Consider the following 15962-nt stretch of genomic DNA (forward strand, 5'->3'; position numbering starts at 1 on the left):
GTGTTAACATGAATTTCAATCAAAAAAAATAGTATTTTTGTTTAAAATAATATAAAATGTTAAATAGGAGGAGAGGAAATTTATTTTTAGCGTTATTTTTAGTTTTCATAGGCAACTTTATTTTGGCTCAAAATAGAGGAAGGGTAGAAATTGCGAGAAAGCCCAGTGCTGCTTCCTTGAGAGCAGGTGCTTTTATAGATGTAAATGCACCAAGTTATCCGGAATCAGGCTATCCTATAACCCAGCTAATAAATGATGTTCTTATATCAGGAGGTACTACCTGTACCAGTTCAAGTGTAAGCAACGTAACCGTGTCTCCAAATTTACCCGCTACCAATCAGAATAGAAGCTGGGGGTATTTTAATAAATCAAATACCAATTTTCCGTTCAGTAAAGGAATTATACTTTCTACCGGATATGCCAATAAAGCAGGGAATACTCTTCAGGGAACTTTAAGTGATGACCTTGGAACCGGAGGAGATGTAGATCTGGCGAACGCTTTGGGAATCGGTAATAACAACCTAACCAATGCTACCTCTATAGAATTTGACTTTGTGGCAGCTTCTACTGAAATTACTTTCAGATATTTATTTGCTTCGAAAGAATATCAACAAAACTTTCCATGTACCATTACAGATGGTTTCGCCCTATTATTAAAGAAAGCATCTGATCCTAATTATACCAACCTTGCAGTGCTTCCGGGAGGAGCAGGAGCTGTAAGTGTTACCAATATTCACCCGCAGTATCAAAACTGCGGACCTAAAAATGAAGCCTATTACGGAGGAACAAATACCGCTCAGATTGAAACCAATTTTAACGGACGTACCATTCCTCTTACAGCAAAGGCAACCGTAATTCCGGGGGAAACGTATCATTTTAAAATCGTTCTTGCCGACTATCAGGATCCCAATTTTGATTCTGCAGTATTTTTGGAAGCAGGATCTTTCGATATTGGAGTGAAAATTCTGGACCCGGCCGGAGTACAGCTGCCTGGATCTGTAAATATGTGTGACAATACACCACAAACGTTTACGGCTTCTGTTCAGGGACCCAATATAACCTATCAGTGGTATTTGGGAACAAACCCAATTGCCGGAGCTACTAATGCAAGTTATACGGCAACCCAACCAGGAGTATATACTGTTAAGGTTTTTATTCAGGGGAATACCTGCCCGGGAGAAGCTACTATTACAGTGGTAGGCGGAACATCCCCTACAGTACAGAATGCTACATTAACGGCCTGTTATGCTGCCGGAAATGCTACATTTAATTTAACATCAGCACAGGCTTCAATAAGTACGACTCCGGGAGCTGTGTTTTCTTATTATACCACATTAGCGGACGCTAATGCAGGAAATACAAATACAATTCCTAACCCAGCGGCTCATCAGAGTGCAGGCGGAACGGTGTATGTAAGAGTAGCAAACGGTTTCTGTGCAAAAGTAGCACAACTCCAATTGGTGAAAGCACCACAAATGATACCTACTATTGCTCCACCGGCAGTACTTACCTGTGCTAGCTCTCAAACTACACTGGATGCATCAGCTTCCGTTTATCCGGCAGGCGCTACATTCAACTGGACAACTACAGGAGGAAATATTGTTTCAGGGGGAACTACTCTAAATCCTGTTATCAATGCTGCAGGAACTTATACTTTAACGATAACAAAAATATATCAGCCAGGTAATATTAGCTGTACAGCAGTGGGCAATGTGACTGTAACGGGAAACAGTGCTCCACCGGTTACGGGACTTACCGCAAGCAAAATAAAAATCTGTAAAGGTCAATCAGCAACACTTACCGCTTCAGGTGGTGCTACCTATAACTGGGGTAACGGTCTTACCGGAAACGGAAGTACACAGATTGTTTCTCCTACGGTTACAACTACTTATACTGTAACAGCAGTAGGTGCTAATGGTTGTGTCTCTCAAAACCCAGCCACTATAACAATTGAAGTATCAGAACCTTTTACCGCACAAAATGCAATACTACATAAATGTTATCAGACAGGATTAACTTATAATCTTACCGAAGCACAGCCTCAGATCACAACTACTGCAGGAGTTACTTTTACTTATTACGTAAACCAGGCTGATGCCAATGCTGCTAACGGAAACTTTATTGTAACACCTACAACATATACACCACCGGGAGGAAGCCAGACTATTTATGTATTGGCAAGCAACGGAGGTTGTAGCTATGTAGTATCTCTGCAATTATTAAGCACAGCGCAGACTACCCTTACAATTGCAGCGCCACAAACAATTACCTGCACAACTCCTCAGATTACCATTAATGCTTCGGCATCTGTAGTACCTGCAGGATCTACTATTGCCTGGACAACAACCGGAGGAACCATTGTGTCCGGAGGGAATACACTTACCCCTGTTGTAAGTGCTGGTGGAACGTATACTCTAACGGTTACTAACGTGTCACAACCAGGAAACCTGAGCTGTACCTATACTTCAACAGTAACAGTACAGGAAGATAAAGTAAAACCGGTTGCTGCTCTTGTTTCGTCAGTACCTCGTATTTGTATAGGTGAATCTGTAACATTAACAGCTTCGGGAGGGGTAACCTATAATTGGGGCAATGGTCTTACCGGAAACGGAAGTACTCAGGTGGTTTCACCTACAACAACAACGGTATATACTGTTTTTGCTGTTGGAGCTAACGGATGTATTTCTGCAACACCAGCAACAGTAACTGTTCAGGTAGGCCCACCTATAGCGGGACTTACAGCATCAAAATTAAAAATTTGTGAAGGCGAATCTGTAACATTAACAGCTACGGGAGGTATTACTTATAACTGGATAGGACTTACCGGAAACGGAAATACTCAGGTCGTTACTCCTACCGTAACAACAGAATATTCAGTATTTGCATTGGGAGGAAACGGATGTAGCTCTGTGAATCCGGCTAAAGTTACTATTGAAGTAGTCCCTGCAATTGTTTCTACATTGAAGGATGTATTTGTTTGCGCCGGAGATAAAGGAACTCTTGATGCAGGTCCGGGACCAAATTATACTTATTTATGGAATACAGGAGCAACCACTCAAACGATAACAACTAATATTGCCGGCGCTTATTCTGTGATCATCAGTAATGGAGTTTGTTCCAAAACGTTCTCTGCTCAGTTGATTAATCCTGACCTGCCACAGTTTACCAATGTAGTATATGATAATCATATTCTTACCCTTACGGCAAGCAATCCCACAGGAGGTACTTTAGAATACTCAATAGATGGTGGGCTGACGTGGCAGCCGTCGAATATATTTACCGGTATCCTGAATAATACAATGTATTCTCTTATGGTAAGAGTAAAAGGTGCTAAATGCGGTACTTCACTGGACTATTTTACATTCGTTATCAGCAATGCCATTACCCCTAATATGGATGGTGTAAATGATACCATAGATTTCACAGGAATCAGTGGATATAAAGATTTTGGAGCTTCAATCTTTGACAGATATGGAGCCGAGGTATTCAAAGCCACGAAAGGAGATGTTATTTGGACAGGATCTTTAAAAGGAATCAACCTGTCTACAGGGACATATTGGTATAGAGTACAGTGGGAAAACCCGGCCAGTAAGAAAATGGAGCAACGCTCAGGCTGGATTCTCTTGAAAAACAGAAACTAGAATTTAATAAAATAAAAAATAGACAATAAAATCTTTCAGGAATGAAAGATTTTGTTGTTTTATGCCATAAACGTTATCGCGTTTTGTGAATTATTTTAATGAGAGAATAAATATGTTAAAACAATTTGTAAGACGATACTACCACATTCTTTATAGGAGGGCTAATTAACGAAAGTTTACTTTAAAAGGTTCATGTTTTGTTTTTTTATAGTAAAAAATATAAATATGTATGTGAGATATTTAAAAAAAAATTAAATTTGTTGAAACAAAAATATTATGAGAAGATATCTACCGCTTTGTTTATTTTTTTTAGTCATCTCGACTTTTTTATTTTCACAAGATCTGCCACCCAGGAAACACGTAAAGGAAACCCCTACGGCATTATCCAGAAGGGCAGGAGTTTTTATTGATGTAAATGCTCCACAGTATGCTGAAACAAGTTACACGATAGAGAAAATGGTAAAAGATGTATTGATCTCATCCGGGACCAATACCTGCCTTACTCCCAATGTAAGTAATGTGAAGATCACTCCTAATCATGCTGCAAGTGATGCAGACAGAGCTTGGGGGTACTTTCATAAAGCAACAACCAATTTCCCTTTTAAAGACGGGCTTATTCTTTCCACAGGTTATGCAAGAAGAGCTGGTAACAGTTTTGAAGGTGGACTGAGTGATGTCAATGGTGGGGGATCAGATGCTGATCTTGCACAGATAATTGGAGTAGTGGAAAGCAGATTGAACGATGCCGTTCTTCTGGAATTCGACTTCGTTCCCACTACATCGCAGATTAAATTTAACTATTTGATTGCCTCTGAAGAATATACAGGTTCATTCCCTTGTACTTTTGCTGATGCATTTGCCATCTTATTGAGACCTACCTCAGGAGGACCTTATGTAAATATGGCTGTGCTTCCCGGAGGTGCAGGACCTGTAAGTATTACGAATATCCACCCTGCAATAGCAGGTAGTTGTGGTGCCGTAAACGAACAATATTTTGCCGGATACAACACAGGTAACGTGGAAACCAACTTTAACGGAAGAACAATTCCATTGACTGCTACAGCAACCGTAGTAGCAGGACAGCAATACCACTTCAAAATGGTAATTGCCGATTATAGTGACCATAGTTATGACTCTGCAGTATTTTTGGAAGGAGGATCTTTCAATATCGGAGTAGACCTTTTGGATCCAGCAGGTACAAAACTACCTTCTGATATCAACGTGTGTGATAATGTACCTCAGGTAATCACCGCTTCTGTAAGTGATCCTAACCTTGTATATCAGTGGTATTATAATGGTACACCGGTACCCAATGCTACAACCAACACTATTACGGCTATACAGCCGGGTACTTATACTATCGAAGTAAGTGTTCCGGGAAATCCATGTCCGGGTAAAGCTACGATTCAGATTCATGGAGGAACAACTCCGCTGGCTCAGGATGCTACATTGCTGCTTTGTACCACACCGGATATTACTACTTTTGATTTAAGTACAATTACATCTACTATCAGCCCGACACCGGGAGCTATTTTTAAGTTCTACGTAAATCAGGCAGATGCAATAGCACAGAATGACAATTATATTCAGACTCCGTTAAACTATAACGGTAATGATGGCCAGATTCTCTATGTTGTGGTTTCCAATGGTAGTTTCTGTAGTAAAATGGTTGAATTGACATTGCATAAAGAAGTAACCCCAACTGCCAAAGTAAAAGCTTCCAGAATAAAAATCTGTCCGGGAGAATCTGTAACCCTTACTGCTGAAGGGGGAGATACTTACGAATGGAGCAACTTTATGGGAACAGGAAATATACAGACTGTTACTTTATATCAGACGACAACATTTACAGTATATGCAATTGGAGCAAAAGGCTGTAAATCTCTTAATCCGGCAACAATAAGAATCGAAGTTACTCCTGAAATCACTTCACCATTAAAAGATGTTGAAATGTGTATCGGTGATAAAGTAACTCTTGATGCAGGAGCAGGAGATGGCTTTAAATACCTTTGGAGTACAGGTGCTACAACACAGAAAATTGATGTAGACCAATGGGGAATCTATTCCGTAGAAATTGATAACGGAATTTGTAAGAAAGTTTTTGAAGCCAAAGTAATGGGTGCAGCTACTCCTTTTGTGACTGGATTAAACTATGAAAGCATCAAGAAAACAGTAACGATCACGGCTGAAAACCCTCCAATGAACAATATGCCAAGTACTTTGGAATATTCTATTGACAACGGAATCAGCTGGCAGGATTCAAACGTGTTTACTAATCTTTTAGACAATACAAATTATACCGTGTTGGTAAGAAGAGTAGGTACACATTGTGTAGGATCTCTTGAATTCTTTACATTGCAGATCAATAACATTATTACTCCAAACGAAGACGGAATCAATGATGTTCTGGATCTTAAAGCTCTTGGAGAGTTTAAAAACTTTACGGGTTCTGTGTATGACAGATATGGAGTAGAGATGTTCAGATTCTCAAAAGAAAATCCTATCTGGGACGGAACAGTTGGAGGTAAGAGACTTCCTACAGCAACCTACTGGTATAAGTTCAATTTTGAGTATCCAAAATCAAAAGCTCAGATGAACTGGTCAGGATGGATCATGCTGAAAAACAGAAACTAGAATTGAATTGATAATGTAATATAAAAGAAAGCCTTTCAGATTTATTTTGAAAGGCTTTCTGCTTTTTTAGGAATAAAGGTTGTTATTAATTCAACAGAAAAGCTCCTTTATCAGAAGCTTTATTATTGAAGTTTATTGATTTTCTTTCCAGAGATTGGCGAAGTGTATAAAATCTGATACACTAAGTTCTTCCGCTCTTTTATCCAAAAACTCATGGCCTTTTAAAGCTTCAGGAATAGTTAAGGATTTCAATGCATTAGATAATTTTTTTCTTCTCTGGTTGAATCCTGTTTTTACAATCTGCTTAAAGAGAATTTCGTTGCCCGCAAGACCATCCTTAGGATTTCTTGTAAGACGAATTACCCCTGATTTTACTTTCGGAGGTGGATTGAAGACGTTCTCATGTACCGTAAACATATAAGATACATCATAATAAGCCTGTATCAGGACAGAAAGAATACCGTAATCTTTAGTTCTCGGAACGGCGGCCGTTCTCTCAGCCACTTCTTTCTGGAACATTCCTACCATTTCCGGGATCAGCTGATAATGATCTACAATCTTAAATAAGATCTGTGATGAGATGTTATATGGGAAATTACCGATAATAGTAATCTGATCATCTTTGATAAAACTGAAGTCCTGTTTCAGGAAATCTCCCACAAAAGTCTCTTCAGTAACCTTTGTATAATTTTTTTTCAGGTATTCGATAGACTCAGTATCGATCTCTGCAAGGTAAATGTTCTGATCTTTTTCAAGAAGATATTTGGTAAGAACTCCCATTCCGGGACCTACTTCCATAATATTATTATAGTTCTCAAAACTAAGACCTTCTACGATTTTTCTTGCGATGTTTTCATCTGTCAGGAAGTGCTGTCCAAGATGTTTTTTTGCTTTTACACTCAAGGTTTTTTATGATTTTATTAACAATGATTTTCTTTATTTCGTCCCAAATTTCGGAAGTTTTTTTCTATTTTAGCCAAAAATTTTAATATTAATGGCTAAATCTGTAGATGAATTTAATAAGAAAAGGCTTCGGTCCAGCAATATTACAGTAGTGATAAGTATTGCCTTAGTGTTATTTTTGTTAGGATTAATGGGGCTTATTTTAATTAATGCCCAGAAGTATTCTGACTATATCAAAGAACAATTGGTGGTAAACGCCTACTTTGATGAAAATTATGATGCTAAAGATTCTGTAAAAATTGCAAAACTGGAGGAAGAAACTTTTAAAAAGGTACAGACTCTAGCTCCAGTAAAAAAAGCAACCTATATTTCAAGAGACATGGCTGCAAAAGAAGCCAAGAAAAGTATGGGAATTGACAGTGATGCATTGTTCGAAGAAAATATCTTCCCTTCTTCTATTGAAGTTGCTCTAAAACCGGAATTCGTAGATCCAGCAAAAATTGATGAGGCTATTAAAGAGATCAAATCAGTTCCCGGGATTAGCGATGTTAAAAATGACAGTACCTTGATGGTGGATGTTTACAATAACCTGAGCAGAATCTTAAAGTGGATCTTAGGATTTTCAATTTTGTTTCTGGTATTGGCTGTTGTATTGATTAACAACTCTATCCGTCTGAAAATATTCTCGAAGAGATTTATTATTAAAACAATGCAGTTGGTAGGAGCGAAAAGAAGATTTATTCTTAAACCTTTCATCATAGAAGCTATCATTTTAGGAGCTATTGGTTCTGTAATTGGTCTTATTGCTTTAGGTGGTGTCTGGTATTATTTCACAAGCCAGATTGGTTCTGCTTTCGTACAGGACAACAACCAGTATTTCTGGTTAGTGATCTTGGTACTGGGAGTAGGAGTTTTTATTTCTGTCTTAAGTACAGTTTTCGCTACATGGAGATTCTTAAAATCAAACGTTGACGATTTATATTACTCTTAACAATGAGCAAAAAAACAAATAAATTCTCCGCTTCAGACTTTGGACATGAAGCTGAAGTACCACAGGAAAACGCTTTCTATTTCGGACCGCAGAATTTCAAGTGGATGCTGATAGGACTGGCATTTATTGTCGTAGGATTTCTACTGATGATGGGCCCGGATGCCAATACGGTAGATGGTAAATTTGACCCGAACTCATGGAATGATGAGATATTTTCTATCAGAAGAATCAGGATAGCACCTCTGTTTGTTGTTATAGGATTTGTAATAGAAGTATACGCTATCTTAAAAAGAAAATAAATAAAATAATTTTTAAGGATTAAAAAATTTAAGAATTGAAAGATTTAAGCTAAAGAGCCAGTCTTTTTTAATTCTTAAATCTTTTAATCTTTTTAATTTTTAAAAGAATATGGATTTAATCAAAGCAATTATTATTGCCATTGTAGAGGGATTGACAGAATATCTTCCGATTTCTTCTACTGCACATATGGGATTTACGGCCAACCTTATGGGGCTTGAAGAAACAGAATTTTTAAAAATGTTTCAGGTGTCCATTCAGTTTGGAGCTATTTTATCAGTGGTAGTGGCATACTGGAAAAAGTTTTTTGACTTAAATAATATTCAGTTCTATTTTAAACTCGCTTTTGCTGTAGTTCCGGCTCTGGTTTTAGGATATTTATTCGATGATAAAATTGAAGCTATACTTGGAAATCAGATTGCTATTTCTTCAGTTTTGGTTGTAGGAGGGGTTATTTTACTGTTTGCTGACAAATGGTTTAAAAATCCTAAAATTGATGATGAAAAAGGAATTACCATAAGAAATGCAGTAACCATTGGTTTCTGGCAGTGTCTTGCAATGATGCCGGGTACAAGCCGTAGTGCGGCTTCTATCATTGGAGGTATGGCACAGGGACTTACCAGAAAAGCTGCTGCAGAATTTTCTTTCTTTCTTGCTGTACCTACGATGCTGGCAGTAACTATGTATTCAGTTTTTGTTAAAACATGGGGGAAAGAAACGGCAAATCCACAGAAAGGATATGAAATGATTATGGCTTCACAGGATCACATTATGATCTTTGTGATAGGAAATGTTGTTGCGTTTATTGTAGCACTTATCGCTATCAAGGCTTTCATCGGTGTGCTTAATAAATACGGATTTAAACCTTGGGGCTGGTACCGTATTTTTGTTGGAATTGCTCTGTTGATTTATTTTTATTTCTTTAAATAAGAAATCACTCATTTATACCCATTCATGACTGCTGAAGAACTGAAATCAGGATACATTTTTTTATTGGATAAGCCTTTGGACTGGACTTCCTTCCAGGCTGTCAATAAAATGAAATACAAACTTAAAAGGGAATTTAATCTTCCTAAAAATTTTAAAATCGGGCATGCAGGGACTTTAGATCCCAGAGCAACAGGACTTCTTATCGTATGCTGCGGAAAATTCACCAAGAAAATTCCGGAAATCCAGGATGCTCCCAAAGAATACTGGACGGAGATTAAGATCGGAGTGCAAACAGAATCCTACGATACTGAAAAGCCTGAAATCCTTCATCAGGACATTGCTCACATTTCTGAAGAACAGGTACAAGAAGTTCTTGAAAAGTTTGTGGGCGAAATTGAACAAAAACCACCCATTTATTCAGCCATTAAAATTGATGGTGCAAGAGCTTACAATCTTGCAAGAGCAGGTGAAGAAGTAGAAATGAAGGCCAGAAAAACGACCATTCATTACATTAAAGATATTAAAATAGATTTTCCTTTAGTAAGCTTCATGGTAGGCTGTTCAAAAGGAACCTACATCAGAAGTCTTGCACATGATATCGGGCAGGAATTGGGAGTGGGAGCCTATCTGACTCAATTAAGACGTACCAAAATCGGTGACTATACTATTGAAAGTGCTACAGATCAGTTTTTAAATAATGAGTACAGGTTTGAAAATCTGTAAAAATAAAAGAATTTTTATCTCTTCATTCAGTATTTACACAATAAAGTTAACTGCGGAATTACAGTAGTAGGCAAATGTATTTTTTTGCCTAATTTTGCATTGGAAATTGGATTGAAATATTGTTTTAGATAATAATGATGATCTGTTGTATTGGGTAATACAGCTCAAATTTTATTTTTTGTTCTGATGAAAGACCCTTTTACAAGTTCCAACTATAACTTTTGAAGAATAAGACTAAGAAATTAGTTTTGTTCGAAAGAATCAGTCAGGAAAGCAGAATTATGTTAGAAGTTCACAATTTCCCAAAATCTAGTGCTGCCTTTATAGGCTAAAGCTATAAAATTACATTTTCAGTAATAAAAATTATACCGGTTACGGAGAAAAATAATGGAAAAAACACGTATCAATAAATATTTATCAGAAGTAGGGTACTGTTCAAGAAGAGCGGCAGATAAGCTTTTAGAAGAAGGCAGGATCAAAATAAACGGGAGAATTCCAGAGATGGGAACAAAAGTTTCCGATGAAGATCTTGTGGAGGTAGATGGAAAGCCAATCAGAGAACCCCAGGAAAAGCCGGTATATATTGCTTTTAATAAACCGGTGGGAATTGTATGTACTACGGATACAAAACGTGAAAAAAATAATATTGTAGATTATATCAACCACCCGAAAAGGATTTTTCCTATCGGAAGATTGGATAAACCAAGTGAGGGATTAATCTTACTTACAAGTGACGGTGATATCGTTAATAAAATTCTGAGAGCCCGCAACAATCACGAGAAAGAATATATAGTTCGTGTAGATAAACCGATCAATCCAAGATTTTTGGAAAAAATGCGAAATGGAGTTCCTATTCTGGATACCGTAACAAAAAAATGTGAGGTAGAAAAGATTGATGATATGAATTTTAGAATTGTTCTTACCCAGGGACTCAACAGACAAATCCGAAGAATGTGTGAATATCTCGGATATGAAGTGAAAAAACTGAAGCGAATCCGTATCATGAATATCAAACTAGATCTCCCGATTGGAAAATGGAGAGATCTTACAGAAGATGAACTAAATGCATTGAATTCTATGCTAACAGATTCCAGTAAAACATTCAACTAAAATTTATACTATACTTTAACGGTTTACTTTCTATACTTTCCAATATCAATTATTGGAAATAGTATAAATTATTTTTATTTCATAATTTTTCACATATTGGTGTAATATATTTTATTTTTCACTAAAAATATTTTATATTTATAATAATAACTATAACCTGAAAATAATGAAATTAAATTTCAATGGAGTTCTTTTGTTTGTGACTTTGGTAATTCTTACCAGTTGTCTAAATGAACACGATCCGAGTCATTCACATGATTCTTCCTTTTACATTGATTATAGAAGCTTAAAAGGATTGTCAGACGGAATTGCCGTTATAGAACTTGATCCTGAAGCCCCGGATTTTGGAAATATCAGCAGCAGACTTGAACTGGGTGTTGGTGTATTGCCACATCATATTTATTACAATCAGAATGCAAAAAAAATGTTCACAACTGCTTTGGGAGGTAGTTATCTCTATGAGATAAAAACAGGAGAGGACCAAAACGGGCTGCCAAAATTAATTGATGCAACGCCTATTGATACTGGTGAGAATACAGTAGGAGAAAATTTATTTTTCACGAATGACGGAAGATATTTTATGACCTTTATGGGAGGAGCAGGAGGCCCGAAGGATGGCAGCATAGGTGTTTTTAACGCTAATAATAATCAGCTTATCAAAACTATTAAAGCGCCAATTCAGGCTAATCCCAATCAATTTATAATGTATCCGCATGGTATTTCAATTAATGAAGAAAAAGGATTAATGATGGTAACCTCTACCATTCACCCAGATCTTACTACGGGATTAGGAAATACCTGTACTTTATTAGACCTCAATACCTATGAAATTAAGGAGACGTATCGGGTAGCAGACTCACCAACAGATATGTCCGCTCCTGTTGAGGTTTTACTGCTGCGTGGGAAATTTCCGCAATATGCACTTGCTACAACAATGATCGGGGGTGATATCTGGATTGCACCATACAATACTACCACAAAAAAATATGATGCTTTTACTAAGCTTTTTGACGGGAGTACACAGGGGCTGGGCTGGGCACTCGAAATGTATATTGATGATTCAAATAAGCTGTATGTGAGTTTTGCAGATCCTGGAAAGGTACTTGTCTTCGATTTAAGTAATCTTCCCCAGCTAAAACTTTTGAAGACTTTCGATGCTGATAAAGGGGCACATCACATGGCTTTCTTTAAAACCAAGTCAGGAAAAGAGGTTGTAGCAGTACAAAATAATTTATTGGATCTCCCTAATCTGAACTCAGGAACCATTAGTGTAATTGATATCAACACCGGAAAAACCTTAGGTACAGTCGATTTGCGTAACCGTTATGGAATACTGCCGGAATCCATTGAAGGAACCAATGGCCCGAGCAATTATATGCATCACTAGAATTTAGAATATTGTTTCATAATATGAACTGTTCCAAAATATTATTTTTGGAATAGTTGATGTTGTTTTTTATCTGAGCTTAAATTATTTTACATATAATCTCATTCTTTCTTCATACTCAGGTTTCAGTTTTAAAAGTTTCCATATTTTTCTATCATCAGGATTACTGATCCGGTAGAAAATGATTTTGTCTGCAGAATATTTGAAATAGGGATGATTTTTAAGCCATTCCTCAGGAGCATCCACTAATGAATATCTGGGTACATCTGAAGCATTCAAAGGTGCTGTTGAGATCAGCTTCTGAACAAGATCCTGATCAATATTGTATGTACTTAAAATCTGTTGCTTATTGATAAAGCCTCCTAACTTTTTTCTGAAGCCAATAATAGAACCGGCACTCCTTTCATCCAGACCAAACTCTATTAGCTGTCTGAAAGTAATCGTATTGAGATCTGTTTTTGAAAAATCTGTTTTTTCCTGTTGCTTTTCCTGAATTCTGATATAAGGTTTCATTTCCTGAAATTTCTCTGCAGAAATCACAAAACATTTCTGCAGATCTTCTATACTTTTAAAACTTCCCCGTAGATTTCTATCCCGGTAATTAATGATGGTAATGGCTTGTTTTTCTGAAAACCCAAAAGCTTTCCAGCCCTCCAGGTCCTGTTGATTAGGATCAAAAGAATGGTATTGGATTTTGGTTTTGGCAGTATTATTCTTTGTGGAATTTTGGAAAGTTTCGGGAGTTTTCACTGGCAAAAGCAAATAAGATTCAAGTTTGCTGTAATTTTCAGGAGAGATGATGAAACACTCTTTAAACTTCTCCTTGCTGATAAAGCTTCCTCCCAGATAATTCCTGTATTTTAAAATAGCTTCTGCCTGTCTTTCACTGAAACCCATTTTGAGCCAGTCATTGGCAGAAAACCTATCAGGATTGAATTTTCCTGAAATAATAATTTCTTTCTTTCCATATGCATTGTGTCCTTCTAAATTCTTTCTCTCTGCTGTTTCAGGAAGTAGAATAGATGATTCCAATTCACTGAATTTTTCTTCAGAAATAGCGTAACATTTTTTCAACTGTTCTTTTGAATTAAATTTTCCTCCTACAATATCTTTATACTTGAGAATTGTAGCAGTCTGTTTCTCTGAAAATCCAAGTTTCTGCCATTGTTCTTTGTTCAGTGTATTGGGATCAAAATCTGATAGATCCACAGAATTTGAAGAACTTGCAATGAACTTTACATCAGGGAAAGGTTCTTTTTCCCGACTGGTGTACTTTTGGTAGGCCAGTAAAATAGTCAGCAAAGTGACCATAAATGCTAATTTTCGGTAATAGTTTTTTCTCATCATATGGTAAAAATATCAATAAAAATAAAGTGTGTCAATACTTGATAATGAAATGATTAAAGATGATATGCAGATTGTGTTTAATGCTTAAAAAGGAAATGGAAATTTGATATTTTATAAGATATAATTTCGTAATTGAGCGTGAATTTTTTTTGATTAATGTTGATCTTTTTGTTTGTAATGCGACAAGTTTTGTCGTTGTGTATAGATAATTTTGCATCAGTAAAATGAAAATATCAATATAAATTAAGAGGATTTAATAATAAATAGTATGATTTACAGCATACCACATGAAAGTGATTTTCGTGTCTTAAAAAGTGTTAAATTCGCACAGTTTTAATAAACTAATTACTAACTCAGAAAACAACATTGGAATGAAAAAATTCTATATCGGTGCATTCACCTTGTGCACGGTCTTGGGTATCTCTGCCCAGGAAGTAGTGTGGCAGAAAGATATCAAATCCTCTACCCAGGATTTTCTAAGCCAGGTTACCACAACCATTGATCAGCAGTATCTTATCACGGGAAGCTCTATACAGTCAGGAAGCGGGAAGCTGGAGGCTGGAAGTAAACAGAATAACGGATATGATTTTCATCTGGTAAAACTAAACCAGCAGGGAAATGAAGTCTGGGAAAAATACTTCTCAGGATCCAACCATGATTATTTATCAGCTACCGTTACCACACAGGATGGTGGATTTCTATTAACCGGAACATCTTATTCAGGAAAAGGATTAGATAAAAAAGAGGACTCCAAAGGAGGTTCAGATATCTGGCTGATCAGAATCAATGAATTCGGTGATGAATTATGGCAGAAAACGTTAGGAAGCACTTCTGATGAAGAAGCAAGATCTGTTATCCAAACTACAGACTTAGGGTTCTTTGTGGCCGGAAATGTACAAAATGCTGCAAAAGGTTATGGTTCCAAAGACGTTTGGATCACGAAACTGGATAAAGACGGAAAAGAATTATCCCAATTAATCTTAGGTGGAAAAGGCTTAGATGAAGTGGAGAAGATGATTCCAACGAAAGACGGCGGAGCATTATTGGGAATTTATTCAAGAAGTTCATCCGTTAAAACAAATAATCAGCAATCAACGACCAACACTAATACTCCGTCTGATAGAACTGCAACCTCAAAACAAAGCGACAACTTCGGTGAAGGAGACTACTGGATTGTTAAACTAGACAAGAACGGAAAAGTAGAATGGGAAAAGAACTATGGAGGTAAAGGTGATGATCATATCAGAACGCTGGCATTAACATCAACTGGTTTCATTATTGGTGGTGAATCCAGATCGGAAAGATCAGGAAATAAAACTGTAGGCATTGAAGAAGGAACAGATCTTTGGCTGATTTCCTTAAATGAAAGAGGTGATGAACAGTGGCAGAAATCCTACAATTTCAAGAACAGAGATATTCTAATGAGTATGAGTGTTCTTCATTCAACAGATGATAAATCTTCCAAAGGAATTTTATTAGGAGGTTATACTCAGGCAGAAGGAAGAATTCAAACCGATGATGAAACCTTCTGGATGCTCTACTTGGATCACAATGGGAATGAACAATGGAGAAAACACGTCAAAGGAGAATCCAGCAAGAAGGAAGAGAGATTGTCTGACTTAAAGCTCAACAGAGATGGTTCAATTGTTCTGGCGGGAACCAGTGCAGAAGAATTGGGTAAAGAGAACTGGAAGATTGTAAAGCTGGGAGACAAACAGGTTGATCAGTTGATTGAGAAATATGACATTAAGATCTATCCCAACCCTGTTTCAGATTATGCTTATGTAGAAATCGGCTTTGATTTTAAAGATGCTGATATTCTGTTGTATGATATGAGTGGAAGACAATTGCAAAGTCTAAAAACAAAGAACAGAGTGACCAAGATGAATACACAGGCTTTGGTGCAGGGAGCTTACTTGATTACAATAAAAACTGATACTAATAAAACGGCGAACGCTAAATTGATAAAAAAATAAACTTGATGAAAAGATTATATTCA

11 protein-coding genes are annotated in these 15962 nt (G+C 36.9%); 9 read left to right on the forward strand and 2 right to left on the reverse strand.

The window, feature by feature from the left end; all coding sequences use genetic code 11:
- Window positions 1-56 precede the first annotated feature (56 nt).
- Both ACTJIP_RS07115 and ACTJIP_RS07120 read left to right on the forward strand, forming a co-directional pair.
- Window positions 57-3641, forward strand: coding sequence for a choice-of-anchor L domain-containing protein (locus tag ACTJIP_RS07115; RefSeq protein ID WP_428169096.1), 3585 nt, complete (start codon window positions 57-59; stop codon window positions 3639-3641).
- 276 nt (window positions 3642-3917) lie between these two features.
- Window positions 3918-6275 (forward strand): choice-of-anchor L domain-containing protein, encoded by a 2358-nt coding sequence (locus ACTJIP_RS07120; protein ID WP_077415294.1) that lies wholly within the window; start codon window positions 3918-3920, stop codon window positions 6273-6275.
- 132 nt (window positions 6276-6407) lie between these two features.
- Here ACTJIP_RS07120 and rsmA read toward each other — a convergent pair whose 3' ends face one another.
- A complete protein-coding gene (rsmA, locus tag ACTJIP_RS07125) occupies window positions 6408-7178 on the reverse strand; it encodes a 16S rRNA (adenine(1518)-N(6)/adenine(1519)-N(6))-dimethyltransferase RsmA (protein ID WP_180565480.1) in 771 nt (256 codons plus the stop codon).
- 91 nt (window positions 7179-7269) lie between these two features.
- Between rsmA and ACTJIP_RS07130 the strand changes: the two genes are divergently transcribed.
- From ACTJIP_RS07130 to ACTJIP_RS07155, 6 genes are all read left to right on the forward strand, one after another.
- Window positions 7270-8169, forward strand: a complete 900-nt coding sequence (locus ACTJIP_RS07130) for a cell division protein FtsX (protein ID WP_077415290.1) — start codon at window positions 7270-7272, stop codon at window positions 8167-8169.
- 2 nt (window positions 8170-8171) lie between these two features.
- A complete protein-coding gene (locus tag ACTJIP_RS07135) occupies window positions 8172-8468 on the forward strand; it encodes a DUF3098 domain-containing protein (RefSeq protein ID WP_180565481.1) in 297 nt (98 codons plus the stop codon).
- Between the two features lie 109 nt (window positions 8469-8577).
- Window positions 8578-9396 carry an undecaprenyl-diphosphate phosphatase gene (locus ACTJIP_RS07140; RefSeq protein ID WP_077415286.1) on the forward strand — a complete coding sequence of 273 codons (819 nt, stop codon included), beginning with the start codon at window positions 8578-8580 and terminating at the stop codon, window positions 9394-9396.
- Window positions 9397-9420: 24 nt separating this feature from the next.
- Entirely contained in the window at window positions 9421-10119 is a 699-nt protein-coding gene (truB, locus tag ACTJIP_RS07145; protein ID WP_077415284.1) for a tRNA pseudouridine(55) synthase TruB, read from the forward strand.
- Window positions 10120-10506: 387 nt separating this feature from the next.
- Window positions 10507-11229: a 23S rRNA pseudouridine(2604) synthase RluF gene (gene rluF / locus ACTJIP_RS07150; protein WP_077415282.1), complete on the forward strand. Its 723-nt coding sequence runs from the start codon at window positions 10507-10509 to the stop codon at window positions 11227-11229.
- 166 nt (window positions 11230-11395) lie between these two features.
- Entirely contained in the window at window positions 11396-12616 is a 1221-nt protein-coding gene (locus ACTJIP_RS07155) for a YncE family protein (RefSeq protein ID WP_440704295.1), read from the forward strand.
- Between the two features lie 84 nt (window positions 12617-12700).
- Here ACTJIP_RS07155 and ACTJIP_RS07160 read toward each other — a convergent pair whose 3' ends face one another.
- Window positions 12701-13963, reverse strand: a complete 1263-nt coding sequence (locus ACTJIP_RS07160; protein WP_077415278.1) for a helix-hairpin-helix domain-containing protein — start codon at window positions 13961-13963, stop codon at window positions 12701-12703.
- Between the two features lie 371 nt (window positions 13964-14334).
- On the opposite strand from ACTJIP_RS07160, the gene ACTJIP_RS07165 reads away from it, so the two are divergent.
- Window positions 14335-15939 carry a T9SS type A sorting domain-containing protein gene (locus ACTJIP_RS07165; RefSeq protein ID WP_440704296.1) on the forward strand — a complete coding sequence of 535 codons (1605 nt, stop codon included), beginning with the start codon at window positions 14335-14337 and terminating at the stop codon, window positions 15937-15939.
- The last annotated feature ends 23 nt before the right edge of the window (window positions 15940-15962 follow it).

The sequence above is a fragment of the Chryseobacterium sp. 22543 genome (genome assembly GCF_052044565.1).
In the GTDB taxonomy this organism is placed as follows: domain Bacteria; phylum Bacteroidota; class Bacteroidia; order Flavobacteriales; family Weeksellaceae; genus Chryseobacterium.